The organism is Ancylobacter polymorphus, assembly GCF_030813495.1.
GTDB classification, from domain to species: domain Bacteria; phylum Pseudomonadota; class Alphaproteobacteria; order Rhizobiales; family Xanthobacteraceae; genus Ancylobacter; species Ancylobacter polymorphus.
Genome location: NZ_JAUSUI010000004.1, coordinates 159,238 through 174,532, shown reverse-complemented (window position 1 = coordinate 174,532; position 15,295 = coordinate 159,238). Strand labels below are relative to the sequence as shown.

Sequence of the window (15,295 nt, the reverse complement as noted above, 5' to 3'; positions counted from 1 at the left end):
CCACAGCGTTTCCGTATTATTTTTTGAGTTATGCATTCATAATGCAGAATCGACGCGTCATATCAAGCGGAGTTTTCCCCCTACTCCGCCGCCTCCAGCTGCCGATGGGGAAGACCAAGACGTGCCGCCGCAAGGCTTTGCGCGAGCACCTGCACCACATGCACCGCGTCGCGGGCGGCACCGTCATGGATCTGGTGGCGGCAGGAGGTGCCGTCGGCGACGATGAGCGTTCCCGGCTCCGCCTTGCGCACGGCCGGCAGCAGCGAGAGCTCGGCCATGGCAAGCGAGGTGTCGATGGTCTCGCTGTGATAGCCGAACGCGCCGGCCATGCCGCAGCAGCTCGACTCCACCGTCTCGACCTGCAACCCCGGCACCAGCCGCAGCGCCTTCTCCACCGCGCCCATGGCGCCGAAGCTCTTCTGGTGGCAATGGCCGTGCAGCAGCGCTTTCTCCCCCAGCGGGGCGAGCGGCAGGTCGAAGCGCCCGGCATCGATCTCGCGGGCGATGAATTCCTCGATCAGCAGCGCATGGGCGGAAAGCGTCTGCGTCCCCTCCCCGGGCAGCAGCGAGGGCAGTTCGTCGCGAAAGGCGAGCAGGCAGCTCGGTTCCAGCCCCACCACCGGCACGCCGCGCGCCACAAACGGGGCGTAGGTCTCCACCACGCGCCGCGCCTCGGCCTTGGCCTCATTCACCAGCCCGGCGGAAAGGAAGGTGCGCCCGCAGCACAAAGCGCGCTTGTTGCCGTCGACCGGGCGCGGCATGTGCACGCGATAGCCGGCCGCGGTCAGCACCTCCAGCGCGGCGACGATGTTCTCTTTCTCGAACCAGCGGTTGAAGGTGTCGGCAAACAGCACCACCTCGCGCCCGCCCTCCGGCCCGAAGGCTACCGCCTCCTCGCGGAAGGCATCCGCCCGCCAGCGCGGCAGCGAGCGGCGGGCGCTGAACTGGGCGATCCGCTCCGACAGTTGCGCCGCCCCCGGCAACCGGTCGCGCAGGTTGAGCAGCCAGGGCACGCGCGCGGCAAGGCCGGCATAGCGCGGCAGATAGGCGACGAGCCGCTGGTGCAGGCTGATGCCCTTGGCCTTGGCTCGTGCCGCCAGTGCCTCGATCTTCATCTTGGCCATGTCGACGCCGGTCGGGCATTCGCGCCGGCAGCCCTTGCAGGAGACGCACAGCTTCAGCGTCTCCATCATTTCGTCCGAGGCCAGCGCGTCGGGACCCAGCCGGCCGGAGATGGCGAGACGCAGCGTGTTGGCGCGCCCGCGCGTCACATCCTTCTCGTCGCGGGTGACGCGGTAGCTCGGGCACATGACGCCGCCCACCGCCTTGCGGCAGGCGCCATTGTTGTTGCACATCTCGATGGCGCCCTGCAGGCCGCCGCCCTCGCCGGAATAGCCGGACCAGTCGAGCGCCGCCGCGATTGGCGCCACCTTGTAGTCGGGCGCGTAGCGGAAGATGGTGCGGTCGTCGAATTTCGGCGCGCGGACGATCTTGCCGGGATTGTAGAGCCCGTTCGGGTCGAAGCGGTCCTTCACCTCCTCGAAGGCGCGCACCAACCGGCTGCCGAACATGGTCTCGTGGAATTCCGAGCGTACGATGCCGTCGCCATGCTCGCCGGAATGCGAGCCTTTGTATTCGCGCACCATGGCGAAGGCTTCCTCGGCGATGGCGCGCATCGCCTTCACGTCCTTCTCCAGCCGCAGATTCAGCACCGGCCGCACATGCAGGCAGCCCTCGGAGGCGTGGGCGTACCAGGTGCCCTTGGTGCCGTTCTTCTCGAACACTTGCGTCAGCCGCGCCGTGTAGTCGGCGAGGTGCGGCAGCGGCACGGCGCAGTCCTCGACGAAGGAGACGGGTTTGCCCGCCTGCTTCATCGACATCATGATGTTGAGCCCGGAGGTGCGCACATCGGCAATCGCCGCCTGCAGACCGGCCTCGCGCACCGGGACGACGCCGCCCCAGCGCGCGCCCGCGCGGTCCCAGCCGAAGCCGAGATCGCCCATCGTGTCGTCCAGAAGCTTCAGCCGCCGCTCATTCTCAGCTTCGTCCTCGGCGAACTCGACCAGAAGGATGGCGTCGGGCGTGCCGCGCACGAACTGCTTGAGCGTCGCCTGGAACATCGGGATCTCGCTGGCGAGCGCCAGCAGGGTGGAATCCACCAGTTCGACCGCGATGGGCTTCAGCTTCACCAGATGCTGCGCCGCGTCCATCGCCTGGTAGAAGCTGCCGAAATGGCAGGCGCCGATCACCTTCTTGCCGATCAGCGGCCACAGCTTCAGCTCGATCCGCGTGGAATAGGCGAGCGTGCCCTCGGACCCCACGAGAATATGGGCGAGGTTGGTGCCGTTTGCCTTCGGCACCAGCGCGTCGAGATTGTAGCCGCCGACGCGGCGCTGCACGGCCGGGAAGCGCGCCGCCACCTCGTCCGCCTCGCGCGCGCCGAGGTCGAACAGGTCGCGGGCGAGCGGCGCCAGCGGTGCGTCCGGCGGCAGGCTGGAAAGGTTGTGGTCCACCGGGCCGAAATGCGCCTTGGCCCCATCCGCCAGCATGGCGTCGATGGACAGCACATTGTCGCGCATCGTGCCGTAGCGCAGCGAGCGGCCGCCGCAGCTATTATTGCCGGCCATGCCGCCGATCGTGGCGCGCGACGCAGTGGACACGTCGACCGGAAACCACAGCCCGTGCTTCTTCAGCGACCGGTTGAGGTCGTCGAGCACGATACCCGGTTCGACCACGCAGCGCCGGTTCGCCACATCGAGTTCGAGAATGCGGTTGAGGTGCTTCGACCCGTCGATGACCAGCGAATCATTGATCGTCTGGCCGCATTGCGAGGTGCCGCCGCCGCGCGGGGTGACGGGAATGCCCTCGGCCCGCGCGAGGGCGATGGCACGTTCGGCCTCTTCGGTCGTGCGCGGCACGACGACGCCCAGCGGCATGATCTGGTAGAACGACGCATCGGTGGCGTAGCGCCCGCGATTGAAGCGGTCGAACCACACATCTCCCGAAACTTCCGCCTTCAGACGCCGCTCCAGTCCGGGCGTCAGCCGTGCCGCCATGATGGTCTCGCTCCCTCATGTCCTTTTTCGCGACGCCGGCGCGCCGCCATGGACTGAAACGCATTTTGCATTCATAATTCATTTATGCAAGATGGGGCGTGGAAGCGGGTCGTCACCAGCCGCCCGCTCGCAGCCGTGAAGAGGCGCGCGCATCAGCGCCGACCAAGGGAGAGAAAAAGATGTCCAGCAATGCCGCCCGGGTGGCGGGTCGTCATTTCCTGCAGATTCCGGGCCCCACGCCGGTGCCTGATCGCATCCTGCGCGCGATGGACATGCCGACCATCGACCATCGCGGTCCCGAGTTCCAGAAGCTCGGCAAGCGCGTCCTGGAAGGCATGAAGAGCGTCTTCAAGACCGCCAACCCGGTCATCATCTACCCCGCCTCCGGCACCGGCGCGTGGGAAGCCGCCCTCGCCAACGTGCTCTCGCCCGGCGACAAGGTGCTGATGTTCGAGACCGGCCATTTCGCCACGCTGTGGAAGAACATGGCGATCAAGCTCGGCCTGCACCCGGAATTCATCGCCTCGGACTGGCGCATCGGCGCCGATGCCGCCGCCATCGAGGCGCGGCTGCGCGAGGACAAGAACCACGACATCAAGGCGGTCTGCGTGGTCCATAACGAGACCTCGACCGGCTGCATCTCGCTCATTCCCGAAGTGCGCAAGGCCATCGACGCCGCCGGCCATCCGGCGCTGCTTCTGGTCGACACCATCTCCTCTCTCGCCTCGATCGACTTCCGCCACGACGAATGGGGCGTCGATGTCACCGTCTCCGGTTCGCAGAAGGGGCTGATGCTGCCGCCCGGCCTCTCCTTCAACGCCCTCTCGCCCAAGGCGCTGGCGGCGGCGAAGAAGTCGACCATGCCCAAGCTGTTCTGGTCGTGGGAGGAGATGCTCCCCCACAATGAGAAGGGCTATTTCCCCTACACGCCCGGCACCAACCTGCTCTACGGCCTCGCCGAGGCCATCGACATGCTGCACGAGGAAGGGCTGGACAATGTCTTCGCCCGCCACGACCGCCATGCCGAGGCCACCCGCCGCGCCGTGCGCGCCTGGGGGCTGGAAGTGCTCTGCCGCGATCCGAAATACTACTCGTCCTCACTGACCGCCGTGCTCATGCCCGAGGGCCACGACGCCGATGCCTTCCGCGAGAAGACGCTGAACCATTTCGACATGTCGCTTGGCACCGGCCTCACCAAGCTGTCCGGCCGCGTCTTCCGCATCGGCCATCTCGGCGATACCAACGACCTCACCATTCTCGGCGCGCTGTCGGGCGTCGAGATGGGCCTGTCGGTCGCCGGCGTGCCGCACAGGAAGGGTGGCGTGCAAGCGGCGATGGACTACCTCACCGACTGCGCCCGCGGCACGCTCAGCGCCGCCGCGTGATCCTCACGCTCCGGCCGCGCAACCTTCGTTGACCTTGCGAAATTCGCCGGCCGGAGCGATTTAGGGGTAGATTTGCGCAGGTGCCGCGCCGGGTGCGCGGCCATTTGGAGATTCGCCATATGGCGATGTCGGACACGGCCATCATTCCGCGGCGCAGCCTGCATGACGAGTTGGCCGCGCAGCTGCGCGACATGCTGATGCGCGGCGATCTGAAGGCCGGCGACAAGATCTCCGAACAGGCGCTGTGCCAGCGTTTCGGCGTCTCCCGCACCCCGCTGCGCGAGGCGCTGAAGGTGCTGGCCAATGAGGGGCTGGTCATCCTCTCCCCCAATCGCGGCGCCAGCGTCGCCCGCGTCTCGCCCGACGAGGTGGACGAGCTTTTCCCCATTATGGGCGCGATGGAGGCGCTGGCCGGCGAGGCCGCCTGTGCCCGCGCCACCGATGCCGACATCGCCCGCGTGCAGGCGATGCATGACGAGATGCTGGTGCATTACCGCGCCGGCGACCCGGCCGCCTATCTGCGCCTCAACCGGCGAATCCATGAGGCGTTCTTCGACATGGCCGGCAACCATGCGCTGGCCCAGCTCTACCAGACGCTGATGGTTCGCATCCACGCGGTGCGCTTCGTCGCCCAGAAGTCGAGCGAGCGTTGGCGTGAGGCGGTGGACGACCATGAGGAGATGATGGCCGCCCTCAAGGCCCGCGACGGCGTCCGCCTCGGCGCCATCCTCAAGCTGCACCTGCGCCACAAGGCGGCGATGGTGCATGAATCGCTGGAAGGCACGGATTCGCAGGCGGCGGAATAGGCGGGCGACCTCCAAACAGAACGTCATCCCGGCCGCAGCGAAGCGGAGAGCCGGGATCGCTCTCCGTCCCGCAGGCGATCCCGGATCGGCCTATGGCCGTCCGGGATGACGCTCTGGCAATTGCCTTCACGCCGCCTTCAGCGCGGCCGCATCCTTCAGCGCGGCTTCGAGCGCCGCTTCACGACGGCCGGCGGCGATGCCCTCGGCGATGATGAATTCCGGCTCGATCCCGATGAAGCCGAACACCCAGCGCAGATAGGTCTCGGCGTGCTCGGCCACGGCGGCGAAGGACGGATCGGCATAGCTGCCGCCGCGCGCCAGCGCCACGATCACCCGCTTGCCCTTGGCGAGCCCCTCCACCGCACCGCCGGCGCCATAGGCGAAGGTCTTGCCCGGAACCAGGATGCGGTCGATCCAGGCCCGCAGCTGGGTGGGAACGGAGAAATTATACATCGGCGCGCCCACCACCACGATGTCGGCGGCGAGGAATTCGTCGAGCGCCTGCTGGCTCGCCGCATCGCCCTTGCCGCCGGACAGCGGATGGTCGGCCGGCATGGAGGCGGGCGTCGCGTGCGGCAGCGGGTCGGCGGCGAGGTCGCGATAGACGACCGCGAGCGACGGATCGGCGGCGGTGAGCCGCGCCACGATAGCGGCGCTGACCTGCCGGCTCACCGAATGGTCGCCGAGAATGGAGGAATCGAGGTGAAGCAGGGTCTTGGACATGAAGCCACCGTGATTGGCTGGTTACGATTTGTAACTGACCCAACTAGATACCTGCGCTAAACTCCGCAAGAACGCACATGGCTCACCCTGAGGCACACGGAAGTGACTGAGGAACATCCACCTTTCCATACCGAGGGCTGCCTCGCGGTCAGCCGCGTGCTCGCGCGCGTCGGCGACAAATGGAGCGTGCTCATCGTCATGCTGCTGGCCGGCGGGCCGCGCCGCTTCAACGAGATGAAGCGCATGGTCAACGGCATCTCCCAGCGCATGCTCACCCTCACTTTGCGCGGGCTGGAGCGCGACGGGCTGGTGTCCCGCACCGTCTACCCCACCATTCCGCCGCGCGTCGATTATGAGCTGACCCCGCTCGGCCATTCTCTGCGCGGGCCGGTGATGGCGCTCGGCCAGTGGGTGGAAGCGAACCTCGATGAGATCGCGCAGGCGCAGGCGGCGTTCGACCGGCGCACCGCGCCCGATCCGGACGAGCGGCCGCTCCAACGCGCGGCGGGCCTGTGACCGCCGCGCCGGGGTGTCCGCGCTATAATTATTGATGCAATCCTCCCGGCGCGCTAGGCTGAAGGCCCACCCCGCCGGAAACGCCTATGCCCTCCTCGCCGATCATCCGTCATTCCCTGCACGAATCTCTGGTCGCCCCGCTGCGCGAGATGATCCTGCAAGGCGAATTGCGCCCCGGGGAAAAGGTGCCCGAGGAACAGCTGTGCGAGCGTTTCGGCGTCTCGCGCACACCCATCCGCGAGGCGTTGAAGGTGCTGGCGGCGGAAGGCGTGCTGCAGATCCTGCCGCATCGCGGCGCCATCGTCGCCCGCATCACCGAGGAGCAGATCGAGGAGCTTTTCCCGATCATGGCCTCGCTGGAGCGGCTGGCCGGCTTGCTGGCGTGCGCTCGCGCCTCCGATGACGACATCGCCCGCGTACGCACCCTGCACGACGCCATGATGGGGCATTTCGAGAAGGACGAGGAGGCGGAGTATCTGCGGCATAACCGGCTGATTCACGAAGCCTTTTTCGCGATCGCCGGCAATGCCACCCTCTCCGCCTACTATCAGCAGATTCTCACCCGCATCCATGCCTGCCGCTTCGTGGTGCGCAAGAGCCGCTATCACTGGGCCGCGGCGGTGGAGGAGCACAAGGCCATGATCGAGGCGCTGGAGGCGCGCGACGCCCCGCGCCTCGGCGCTCTTATGGAACGCCACGTCATGGGCACCACCGCCGGCATTGCCCGCGCCTTCATCGAGCGGACGCGCACCGGCGCCGCAGACCCGTCGCCGCGCGGCGGGTCCGTGCCGGCCCCGCAGGAGGCCTGAGCCAGGGGCTCACATGGCGGGCACGAACGACCAATCTGTAATTATTGATTTTAAATCATCAGTGAGCGGGGAGAGACCCATGAGCGATGTTCTCGATCAGGCGCCGCCGGACGCCGCGCCGGCTTCCGGGGCCGCGAAAGCCCCACGCCCCCTGCCGCTCGCCGGCGTGCGCGTGCTCGATGTCAGCCAGGTGATGGCTGGCCCCTATAGCTGCATGCTGCTCGGCGATCTCGGCGCTGACGTCATCAAGATCGAGCCGCCCGGCACCGGCGACCAGACGCGCGGCGCCATGGGCTTCAAGATGAAAGGCCCGGATTCCATGGGCTTCCTCAACATGAACCGCAACAAGCGCTCCGTCGCGCTCAACCTCAAGAGCGAGGCCGGGCGCGAGGCCTTCTACGAGCTGGTGAAGACCGCCGACATTCTGGTCGAGAACTACCGGCCCGGCGTGATGAAGAAGCTGAAATGCGATTATGAGACGGTGCGGGCCTATAATCCCCGCCTCGTCTACGCTTCCATTTCCGGCTTCGGCCAGACCGGCCCCTGGGCCGGCCGTCCCGGCTTTGATCTGATGGCGCAGGCCATGTCCGGCGTGATGAGCGTCACCGGCCATCCCGGCGGCCCGCCGGTCAAGGCCGGCGTACCGGTGGCCGATATCGGCTGCGGCCTGTTCGCCACCTATGCGGTGCTCGGCGCCTATATCGGCGCGAAGAACACCGGCGAGGGCCAGTATATCGACGCCTCGCTGTTCGAGGCGGCGCTGGCCTTCTCCGTCTGGGACATTTCGGAATATTGGGGGCGCGGCACCGAGCCGATCCCGCTCGGCACCGCCAACCGCATGACCGCGCCCTACCAGGCGGTGAAATCGCAGGACGGCTATTTCGTCATGGGTGCCACCAGCCAGAAGCTGTGGCTGCAGCTGTGCGAGACGCTGGAGCGGCCGGATCTGGCCGCCGATCCGCGCTTCACTACCATTCCCGACCGGCTGGACAATCGCGAGGCCCTCATCGCCGAGCTGGAAAAGACCTTCGCCACCCGTACCTCCGACGAATGGGTCGAAGCCCTGCTCGCCGTCGGCATCCCCGCCGGCACGATGTACACCTACCCCCAGGCCTTCGAGAGCGAACATGGCCGCCACCGGCAGATGCGGATGGAAATCGACCACCCCCACGAGGGCAAGGTGTCGAATATCGGCTTCGCGGTGAAGCTCACCGGCACGCCGCAGCAGGTGCGGCTCCATCCCCCGCTGCTGGGCCAGCATACGGACGACGTGCTGCGGGAGATCGGCCTCGACGAAGCGGCGGTGGAAAGCCTGACCCAGCGCGGAGCCTTCGCCCCATGAGCGCCCCCGACAGTGCAAGCCCCGCGCCCGTTGAGGGCCGCGTCCACTTCACCCGCGAGGGGGCCGTCGCTCACCTCGTCTTCGACCGCCCCACCGCCCGCAACGCCATGAGCTGGCGCATGTATGAGGAGATGGCGCAGGGCCTCGCCGCCATCGCTGCCGATCCCGCCATCCGCGTCGCGGTGCTGCGCGGGGCCGGCGGCAAGGCGTTCGTCGCCGGCACGGATATCGAACAGTTCCGCGGCTTCTCCGGCGAGGACGGCCTCGCCTATGAGGCGAAGGTCGAGCACTACATGCGCCGTCTCGAACAGCTGCCGGTGCCGACTGTCGCGGTGGTGGAAGGCTGGGCGGTCGGCGGCGGCATGGCCATCGCCAATGCCTGCGATTTCCGTCTGGCGACGCCCGGTGCGCGCTTCGGCGTGCCCATTGCCCGCACGCTGGGCAATTGCCTGTCGATGGCGAATCTGCGGCGGCTGGTCGCCGCGCTTGGCCTCGGCATGGTCCGCCGCATGCTGCTCGCCGCCGAGACCCCGACCGCCGAGGAGATGCCCCCCGGCTATGTCGCGATCCACGCGCCTGAGGCGCTGGATGCGGCGGTGGACGCGCTGTGCACGCGCCTCGCGGCCCATGCGCCGCTCACCCTGCGCGTCACCAAGCAGATGCTGGATCGCCTCGCCCATGATCCCGGCGCGGGCGATGCCGACCTCGTGCGGGAAATCTATGGCAGCGCGGATTTCCGCGAAGGGGTGGAGGCTTTCCTCGCCAAGCGCCCGGCACAGTGGCGGGGCGAGTAGCGGAGGGAAAGACCGTCATCCCGGCCGCAGAGCAGGGATCGCTCTCCAACATGTCGGCGATCCCGGACACGGCCTCACGGCCGTTCCGGGATGACGGCTCGAAAACCCGCCTCAGCGGATCGGCGGTGCGTACTGGATGCCGCCGGTGCTCCACAGCTGGTTGATGCCGCGCGGAATGCCGAGCGGCGACTGCGCGCCGACATTGCGCTCAAACACGTCGCCGTAATTGCCGACGCTCTTGACGATGCGCATGGCCCAGTCCTTGGTCAGGCCCAGCTTCTCGCCATAGGCGCCATCGGATCCGACGAAGCGCTGCACATCCGGCTTGGCGGACTGTGCCGCCTGGTCGAGCGTGCCGGTGCCGATGCCCAGTTCCTCCGCGTTCACCAGCGCGTAGAAGCTCCACTTGACGACGTTCAGCCAATTGTCGTCGCCCTGGCGCACCACCGGGCCGAGCGGCTCCTTGGAGATCACGTCGGGCAGCACGACATGGTCGGCGGGCTTCGGCAGCTTCAGCCGCAGTGCATAGAGCTGCGACACGTCGGTGGTCAGCACGTCGCATTTGCCGTCGGCATAGGCCTTCACCACCTCGTCGACGGTGGGAAGCTGGATCAGCTCCAGCTCCATCTTGTTCTGCTTGAAGTAGTCCTGAACGTTGCCGATGCTCGTGGTGCCGGCCTGGGTGCAGACCTTGGAACCGCCGAGTTCCAGCGCGCCCATCACATTCTTGGCCGCCGGCACCATGAAGCCCTGGCCGTCATAATAGGAGACGGCGGCGAACAGCAGGCCGAGATCGGCCTCGCGCTGCATGGTCCAGGTGGAGTTGCGCGAGAGCAGGTCGATCTCGCCCTTCTGCAGGGCAGGGAAGCGCGCCTCGGCCGAGAGCGGCACATACTCCACCTTGCTGGCGTCATCGAAGATCGCCGCGGCCACCGCCTTGCAGAAATCGACATCGAAGCCGGACCACTGGCCCTTGTCGTCCTTGGCGGAAAAGCCGGCGAGGCCCTGGCTGACGCCGCATTTCAGCGTGCCGCGCGCCTTCACATCCGCCAGCGTGCCCGCCTGCGCGAAGCCGGCCGAGAGCAGAACGCCGGCGGCGGCCAGCGCGGTTGCGATCCTGTTCATTTTTCCCCCAATGTCGATCGAAAGCCGTGCGGCAGGACGTGCTGCGCTCACAGCTCGGGCGCCTGCCGGATGACCACCTTCGTCCCCACCGGGACGCGGTTGTAGAGGTCCTGCACGTCCGAATTGACCAGCCGGAAGCAGCCGGACGAAATCGCCATGCCGATCGTGTTCGGCATGTTGGTGCCGTGGATGCGGTAGACGGTGGAGCCGAGATAGAGCGCGGCGGCGCCCATCGGGTTGCCCGGTCCGCCAGCCATGAAACGCGGCAGGTAGGGCTGGCGCTGGATCATTTCCGGCGGCGGGGTCCAGTCCGGCCATTCCGCCTTGCGGCTCACCTTCTGCAGCCCGGCCCACTGGAAACCGTCGCGGCCGACGCCGATACCGTAGCGCAGCGCCCGGTTGTCGCCGAGCACGAGATAGAGGAAACGCTCATTGGTGTGGACGATGATCGTCCCCGGCGGCTCATTGGTGCGGAAATACACCGGCTGCCGGCGGAAGGCCGGGTCCAGCTGCTCCTCATCGGCCGAGGGCACATAGCCGGGCTTCTCCGGCACATCGACGATCTGGTTGCCCATGCCCGCCGCCGGTCGCATCTGCGCCACAGCCGGGCCGAGGGGAAGCGCGAGAGCCAGCGCCAGCGCCGCCCCGATCAGGCCTGCTCCCACATGATGAAGACGCATGTCATTCCCCTCTGAGAACCGGGCGCACGCGCACGCGCGCCACCGAGTCACGGGTCGCTCCCTGGGTCGGGATCGAAAGAGGATTATGACCTAAAGTCAATCACTGTTTGATGAAATCTGCGCCAGACGTGCCGGCGCAGATCGTGTCGCAGAGCGCCGGCACTCAGCGCAGGTAGCTGCCCACCAGCGCCTCAAGCCGCTCCTGCCGGCCGGAGCGCGGCTGCGGGTCGAGCCCTTCCGCCGCGACGCGGGCGGCGATCGCTTCCAGCGAGCTGTCGGCGGCGAGCATCGCCTTGTTGGCGGGGACCTCCCAGCCGGCATAGCGTTCATCGACCGCCTTCTGCAGCGCGCCGTCCTCGATCATGTCGGCGGCGATCAGCAGGGCGCGGGCGCACACATCCATCGCCGCCGCATGGGCGATGACGAGGTCTTCCGGCTCGATCGACTGGCGCCGCACCTTGGCGTCGAAATTGGTGCCGCCGGTGGTGTAGCCGCCCGCACGCAGGATTTCGTACATGGCGAGCGCCGTGTCCTCGACATTGGTCGGGAACTGGTCGGTATCCCAGCCCGACTGTGCGTCGCCCTTGTTCATGTCGATGGAGCCGAAAATGCCGAGCGCTGCCGCCATGGCGATCTCGTGCTCGAAGCTGTGGCCGGCGAGCGTGGCGTGGTTGGCCTCGATATTGACCTTCACTTCCTTCTCCAGACCGGCGCGGCAGAGCAGGCCGTACACCGTGCCGACATCGAAATCGTACTGGTGCTTGGTCGGCTCCTGCGGCTTCGGCTCGATCAGGATCGTGCCCTTGAAGCCGATCTTGTGCTTGTGCTCGACCACGAGGTTGAGGAAGCGCGCCATCTGGTCGAGTTCGCGCTTGAGATCGGTGTTGAGCAGCGTCTCATAGCCCTCGCGGCCGCCCCACAGCACATAGTTCTCGCCGCCCAGCTCGTGCGTCACTTCCAGCACGTTCTTCACCTGCGCGGCGGAATAGGCGAACACATCCGGGTCCGGATTGGTCGCCGCGCCGGACATGAAGCGCCGGTTGGAGAACAGGTTCGCCGTGCCCCATAGCAGCTTGGTCTTCGACGTCTCCATCTTCTTGGCGAAGATGTCGGCGATGGCGCGGACATTGGCGTTGGATTCCGCCAGCGTCTTGCCCTCGGGGGCGATGTCGCGGTCATGGAAGGCGAAGAACGGCACGTCGAGAATGTCGAACAGCTCGAACGCCACATCCGCCTTGGCGCGCGCGAGCGCCAGCTCGTCCGTGCCGTGCATCCACGGGCGCAGGAAGGTCTCGCCGCCGAAGGGGTCGCCGCCCGGCCAGGTGAAGCTGTGCCAATAGGCGACGGCGAAGCGCAGATGGTCTTCCATGCGCTTGCCCAGCACCACCCGGTCCTTGTCGTACCAGTGGAAGGCGAGCGGATCCCGGCTCTCGGGCCCCGTATATGTCAGCTTGCTGATGGAGGGGAAGAAGCGGGCGGTCATGAGGTCACTCCCTTGAGCGCGGGGTACAGCGCCTTGTAGAGCGCGTGGCGTTCCGCATAGGCCTGTTGAAGAACGGGATCGGGTTCGATGGTCTCGATGCGGCGCGGCGGCAGGCAGATCTCGGCCGGGCTCTCGCCGGTCGCCGCCATGCGGGCGAGCCGCGCGGCGCCGAAGGCCCCGCCCCGCTCGCCATCCTCGACGCGGTTGAGCGGAATGCCGAGCACGCTGGCCAGCACCGCGATCCAGAAGCGCGAGCGCGAGCCGCCGCCAATGACATCGGCCTGGGTGAGGCGCGTGCCGGCGGCGGTCAGCGCATCGAGGCAGTCCTTGAAGGCGAAGGACACACCTTCCAGCACCGCCTGGGTCAGTTCGTCCCGGCCGGTGTCGTGGTCCATGCCGATGAAGGCGGCGCGGATCGCCGTGTCGTTGTGCGGCGTCCGCTCGCCGGAGAGATAGGGCAGGAAAGTGGCGCGCGAGGGCGCCTTGGGCGCGTCGCCCAGCGGCGCCAGCAGGTCGCCCGGCGCTTCCTTCGCCACATTCGCCCACCAGCCCAGCGCCGAGGCGGCCGACAGGATCACCCCCATCTGGTGCCAGGTGGCGGGAATGGCGTGGCAGAAGGCGTGCACGCTCGATTGCGGGTTCGGCGCGTAACGGTCCGTCGTCGCCCAGAGGACGCCCGAGGTGCCGAGCGAGACGAAGGCGTCATTGGCGCCGATCGCCCCGAGCCCGATGGCGCCGGCGGCATTGTCGCCCGCCCCGCCGGCGAGCACCGGCGGCGTCTCCATGCCCCAGCGCGCCGCCAGTTCCGGCTTGATCCGCCCGGCCGCCGCGCTGCCCTCGACAAGGCGCGGCATGTGCTCGCGCGAGAGGTAGGTGGCGGCAAGCGCCTCGTCCGACCAGTCGCGCCGGCCGACATCGAGCCAGAGCGTGCCCGAGGCGTCCGACATCTCCTCCACCATCTCGCCGGTGAGGCGGTAGCCGACATAGGCCTTGGGCAGCAACACCTTGGCCGTGCGGGCGAACAGGTCCGGCTCATGTTTGCGCACCCACAACAGCTTGGGCGCGGTGAAACCGGGGAAGGCGAGATTGCCGGCTATCCTGTGCAGCGCCGGGAAGCGATCTTCAAGTTCGCGGCATTCGGCGGAGGAGCGCCCGTCATTCCACAGAATGGCCGGACGCAGCACCTTGCCGAAGGCATCCAGCAGCACCGCGCCGTGCATCTGGCCGGAAAGGCCGATGCCGCGCACTGCGGCGAGCGCTGCAGGCTGTTCCGCCTTCAGCTTGTCGATGCTGGCGAGCGTTGCCTGCCACCAGTCCTCCGGGTTCTGTTCGCTGAAGCCCGGCTGCGGACGGGAGATCGCCAGCGGCGTCTCCGCCGTCGCGAGGACGTTCTGCCCGTCATCGACGAGCACCGCCTTGATGGCGGAGGTTCCAATATCGAGGCCGAGATACATGCCTCACACCCTTTCGGCACAACGGAGAAGGAAGGTCACGGCAGGTTGTCCCGCACGAAGATGTCGATGCGGATGCGCTCCTGCTCGTTCAGCAGCGGCTCGCCGGCGCAATGGGCCAGCAGCACCCGGGCGGCCGAGCGCGACTGGTGCCCGGCATCCTGGTTGATGACCGCGTCCATCACCCCGCGCAGCAGGAAGCGGCGCGTGTCGTCGGTGAGGTCGTGGCCGATGAAGATGAGGTCGCCGGCGCGGTTGGCGGCGGAGACCGCCGCGGCGATGCCGCGATTGCCGGCGCCGACATTGTAGACGCCGATCAGGTCCGGCACCTCGCGCAGCATCTGCGAGACGATGGCCTCGTTGCGCTCGTCCTCGTCGAGGCTCTCGCGCACCGGCAGCACCTTCAGCGCCGTGTATTCGCCGGCCATCACCTGGGTGAAGCCGAACTGGCGCTCGGCATGGTCGCGCAGGGCCGGCGTGCCGACGATGAGGCCGATCGAGCCGCGCCGCCCGCCGGCGAAGCGGCCGAGCAGGGTGGCGGCGGTGCGGCCGGCGGCGATGTTGTCGATGCCGACATAATGCAGCCGGTGCGAGGACGGTACGTCCGACACGAGCGTCACCACGGCGATGCCGGAAGACGCGAGGTCGTCAATCGCCGCCCGCACGCGCGGATGGTCGAGCGCGACCACCGCCACCCCGTCATAATGGCCGATCAACCCCTCAAGCGCCGTCGCCAGCGTCTCCGGCGCGAATACGTCGACGCGCAGCGTGTCGATATAGGCGTTGTTGGCCGCCAGCCAGCTCGCCGTGTTCGCCACCTGCTCGGCCAGCATGCGCATGAACACATTCGCACCGGCCGGCAGCACGAAGCAGAAACGATAGGTTTCCCCCCGCGCCAGCCGGGCGGCGGCGAGGTTCGGGCGGTAGCCGAGACGGGCCACCGCCTGCTTCACCCGCTCCGCCGTGATGCCGCGCACGCCGGCGCGGCCATTGAGCACGCGGTCGGCGGTGGCCAGCGAAACGCCGGCCTCCCGGGCAACATCTTGCAGGGTTATGCGCGAAACACCTCTGGACATGACGCCATGTTGCCCTCAAAATCTGAGGTACGCAACTCAGGCTGTGGAC

13 protein-coding genes are annotated in these 15,295 nt (G+C 67.6%); 6 read left to right on the top strand and 7 right to left on the bottom strand.

The annotated features are described in order from the left end of the window. Positions 1-80: 80 nt before the first annotated feature. Positions 81-3,056 (bottom strand): FAD-binding and (Fe-S)-binding domain-containing protein, encoded by a 2,976-nt coding sequence (locus J2S75_RS10465; RefSeq protein WP_307019805.1) that lies wholly within the window; start codon positions 3,054-3,056, stop codon positions 81-83. Positions 3,057-3,235: 179 nt separating this feature from the next. Between J2S75_RS10465 and J2S75_RS10460 the strand changes: the two genes are divergently transcribed. Further along, complete coding sequence (locus J2S75_RS10460) at positions 3,236-4,441, top strand: pyridoxal-phosphate-dependent aminotransferase family protein (RefSeq protein WP_307019804.1); 1,206 nt, start codon at positions 3,236-3,238, stop codon at positions 4,439-4,441. A 119-nt stretch (positions 4,442-4,560) separates the two neighbouring features. Beyond that, a complete protein-coding gene (locus J2S75_RS10455) occupies positions 4,561-5,247 on the top strand; it encodes a GntR family transcriptional regulator (RefSeq protein ID WP_307019802.1) in 687 nt (228 codons plus the stop codon). A 126-nt stretch (positions 5,248-5,373) separates the two neighbouring features. Here J2S75_RS10455 and J2S75_RS10450 read toward each other — a convergent pair whose 3' ends face one another. Then, on the bottom strand, positions 5,374-5,970 hold the full coding sequence (locus tag J2S75_RS10450; protein WP_307019801.1) for an FMN-dependent NADH-azoreductase: 597 nt from the start codon (positions 5,968-5,970) through the stop codon (positions 5,374-5,376). 102 nt (positions 5,971-6,072) lie between these two features. On the opposite strand from J2S75_RS10450, the gene J2S75_RS10445 reads away from it, so the two are divergent. The 4 genes from J2S75_RS10445 (at position 6,073) to J2S75_RS10430 (ending at position 9,431) form a co-directional block, all read left to right on the top strand. Next, on the top strand, positions 6,073-6,486 hold the full coding sequence (locus tag J2S75_RS10445) for a winged helix-turn-helix transcriptional regulator (RefSeq protein WP_244375545.1): 414 nt from the start codon (positions 6,073-6,075) through the stop codon (positions 6,484-6,486). Positions 6,487-6,572: 86 nt separating this feature from the next. Beyond that, entirely contained in the window at positions 6,573-7,295 is a 723-nt protein-coding gene (locus tag J2S75_RS10440) for a GntR family transcriptional regulator (protein ID WP_307019799.1), read from the top strand. Positions 7,296-7,374: 79 nt separating this feature from the next. After that, positions 7,375-8,637, top strand: coding sequence for a CaiB/BaiF CoA transferase family protein (locus J2S75_RS10435; protein WP_307019798.1), 1,263 nt, complete (start codon positions 7,375-7,377; stop codon positions 8,635-8,637). Continuing rightward, on the top strand, positions 8,634-9,431 hold the full coding sequence (locus J2S75_RS10430) for an enoyl-CoA hydratase/isomerase family protein (RefSeq protein WP_307019797.1): 798 nt from the start codon (positions 8,634-8,636) through the stop codon (positions 9,429-9,431). Before J2S75_RS10435 ends, J2S75_RS10430 begins: the two co-directional genes overlap by 4 nt. A 111-nt stretch (positions 9,432-9,542) precedes the next feature. Here the strand turns inward: J2S75_RS10430 and J2S75_RS10425 are convergent, their stop codons facing one another. The 5 genes from J2S75_RS10425 to J2S75_RS10405 form a co-directional block, all read right to left on the bottom strand. Beyond that, entirely contained in the window at positions 9,543-10,556 is a 1,014-nt protein-coding gene (locus tag J2S75_RS10425) for an amino acid ABC transporter substrate-binding protein (RefSeq protein WP_307019796.1), read from the bottom strand. A gap of 47 nt (positions 10,557-10,603) precedes the next feature. After that, entirely contained in the window at positions 10,604-11,236 is a 633-nt protein-coding gene (locus J2S75_RS10420; protein WP_244375535.1) for a L,D-transpeptidase, read from the bottom strand. Positions 11,237-11,399: 163 nt separating this feature from the next. Further along, positions 11,400-12,719, bottom strand: coding sequence for a xylose isomerase (gene xylA, locus J2S75_RS10415; protein ID WP_307019795.1), 1,320 nt, complete (start codon positions 12,717-12,719; stop codon positions 11,400-11,402). Next, complete coding sequence (xylB, locus tag J2S75_RS10410) at positions 12,716-14,173, bottom strand: xylulokinase (RefSeq protein ID WP_307019794.1); 1,458 nt, start codon at positions 14,171-14,173, stop codon at positions 12,716-12,718. Before xylB ends, xylA begins: the two co-directional genes overlap by 4 nt. Before the next feature lie 35 nt (positions 14,174-14,208). Next, on the bottom strand, positions 14,209-15,246 hold the full coding sequence (locus J2S75_RS10405) for a LacI family DNA-binding transcriptional regulator (protein WP_307019793.1): 1,038 nt from the start codon (positions 15,244-15,246) through the stop codon (positions 14,209-14,211). Positions 15,247-15,295 lie beyond the last annotated feature (49 nt).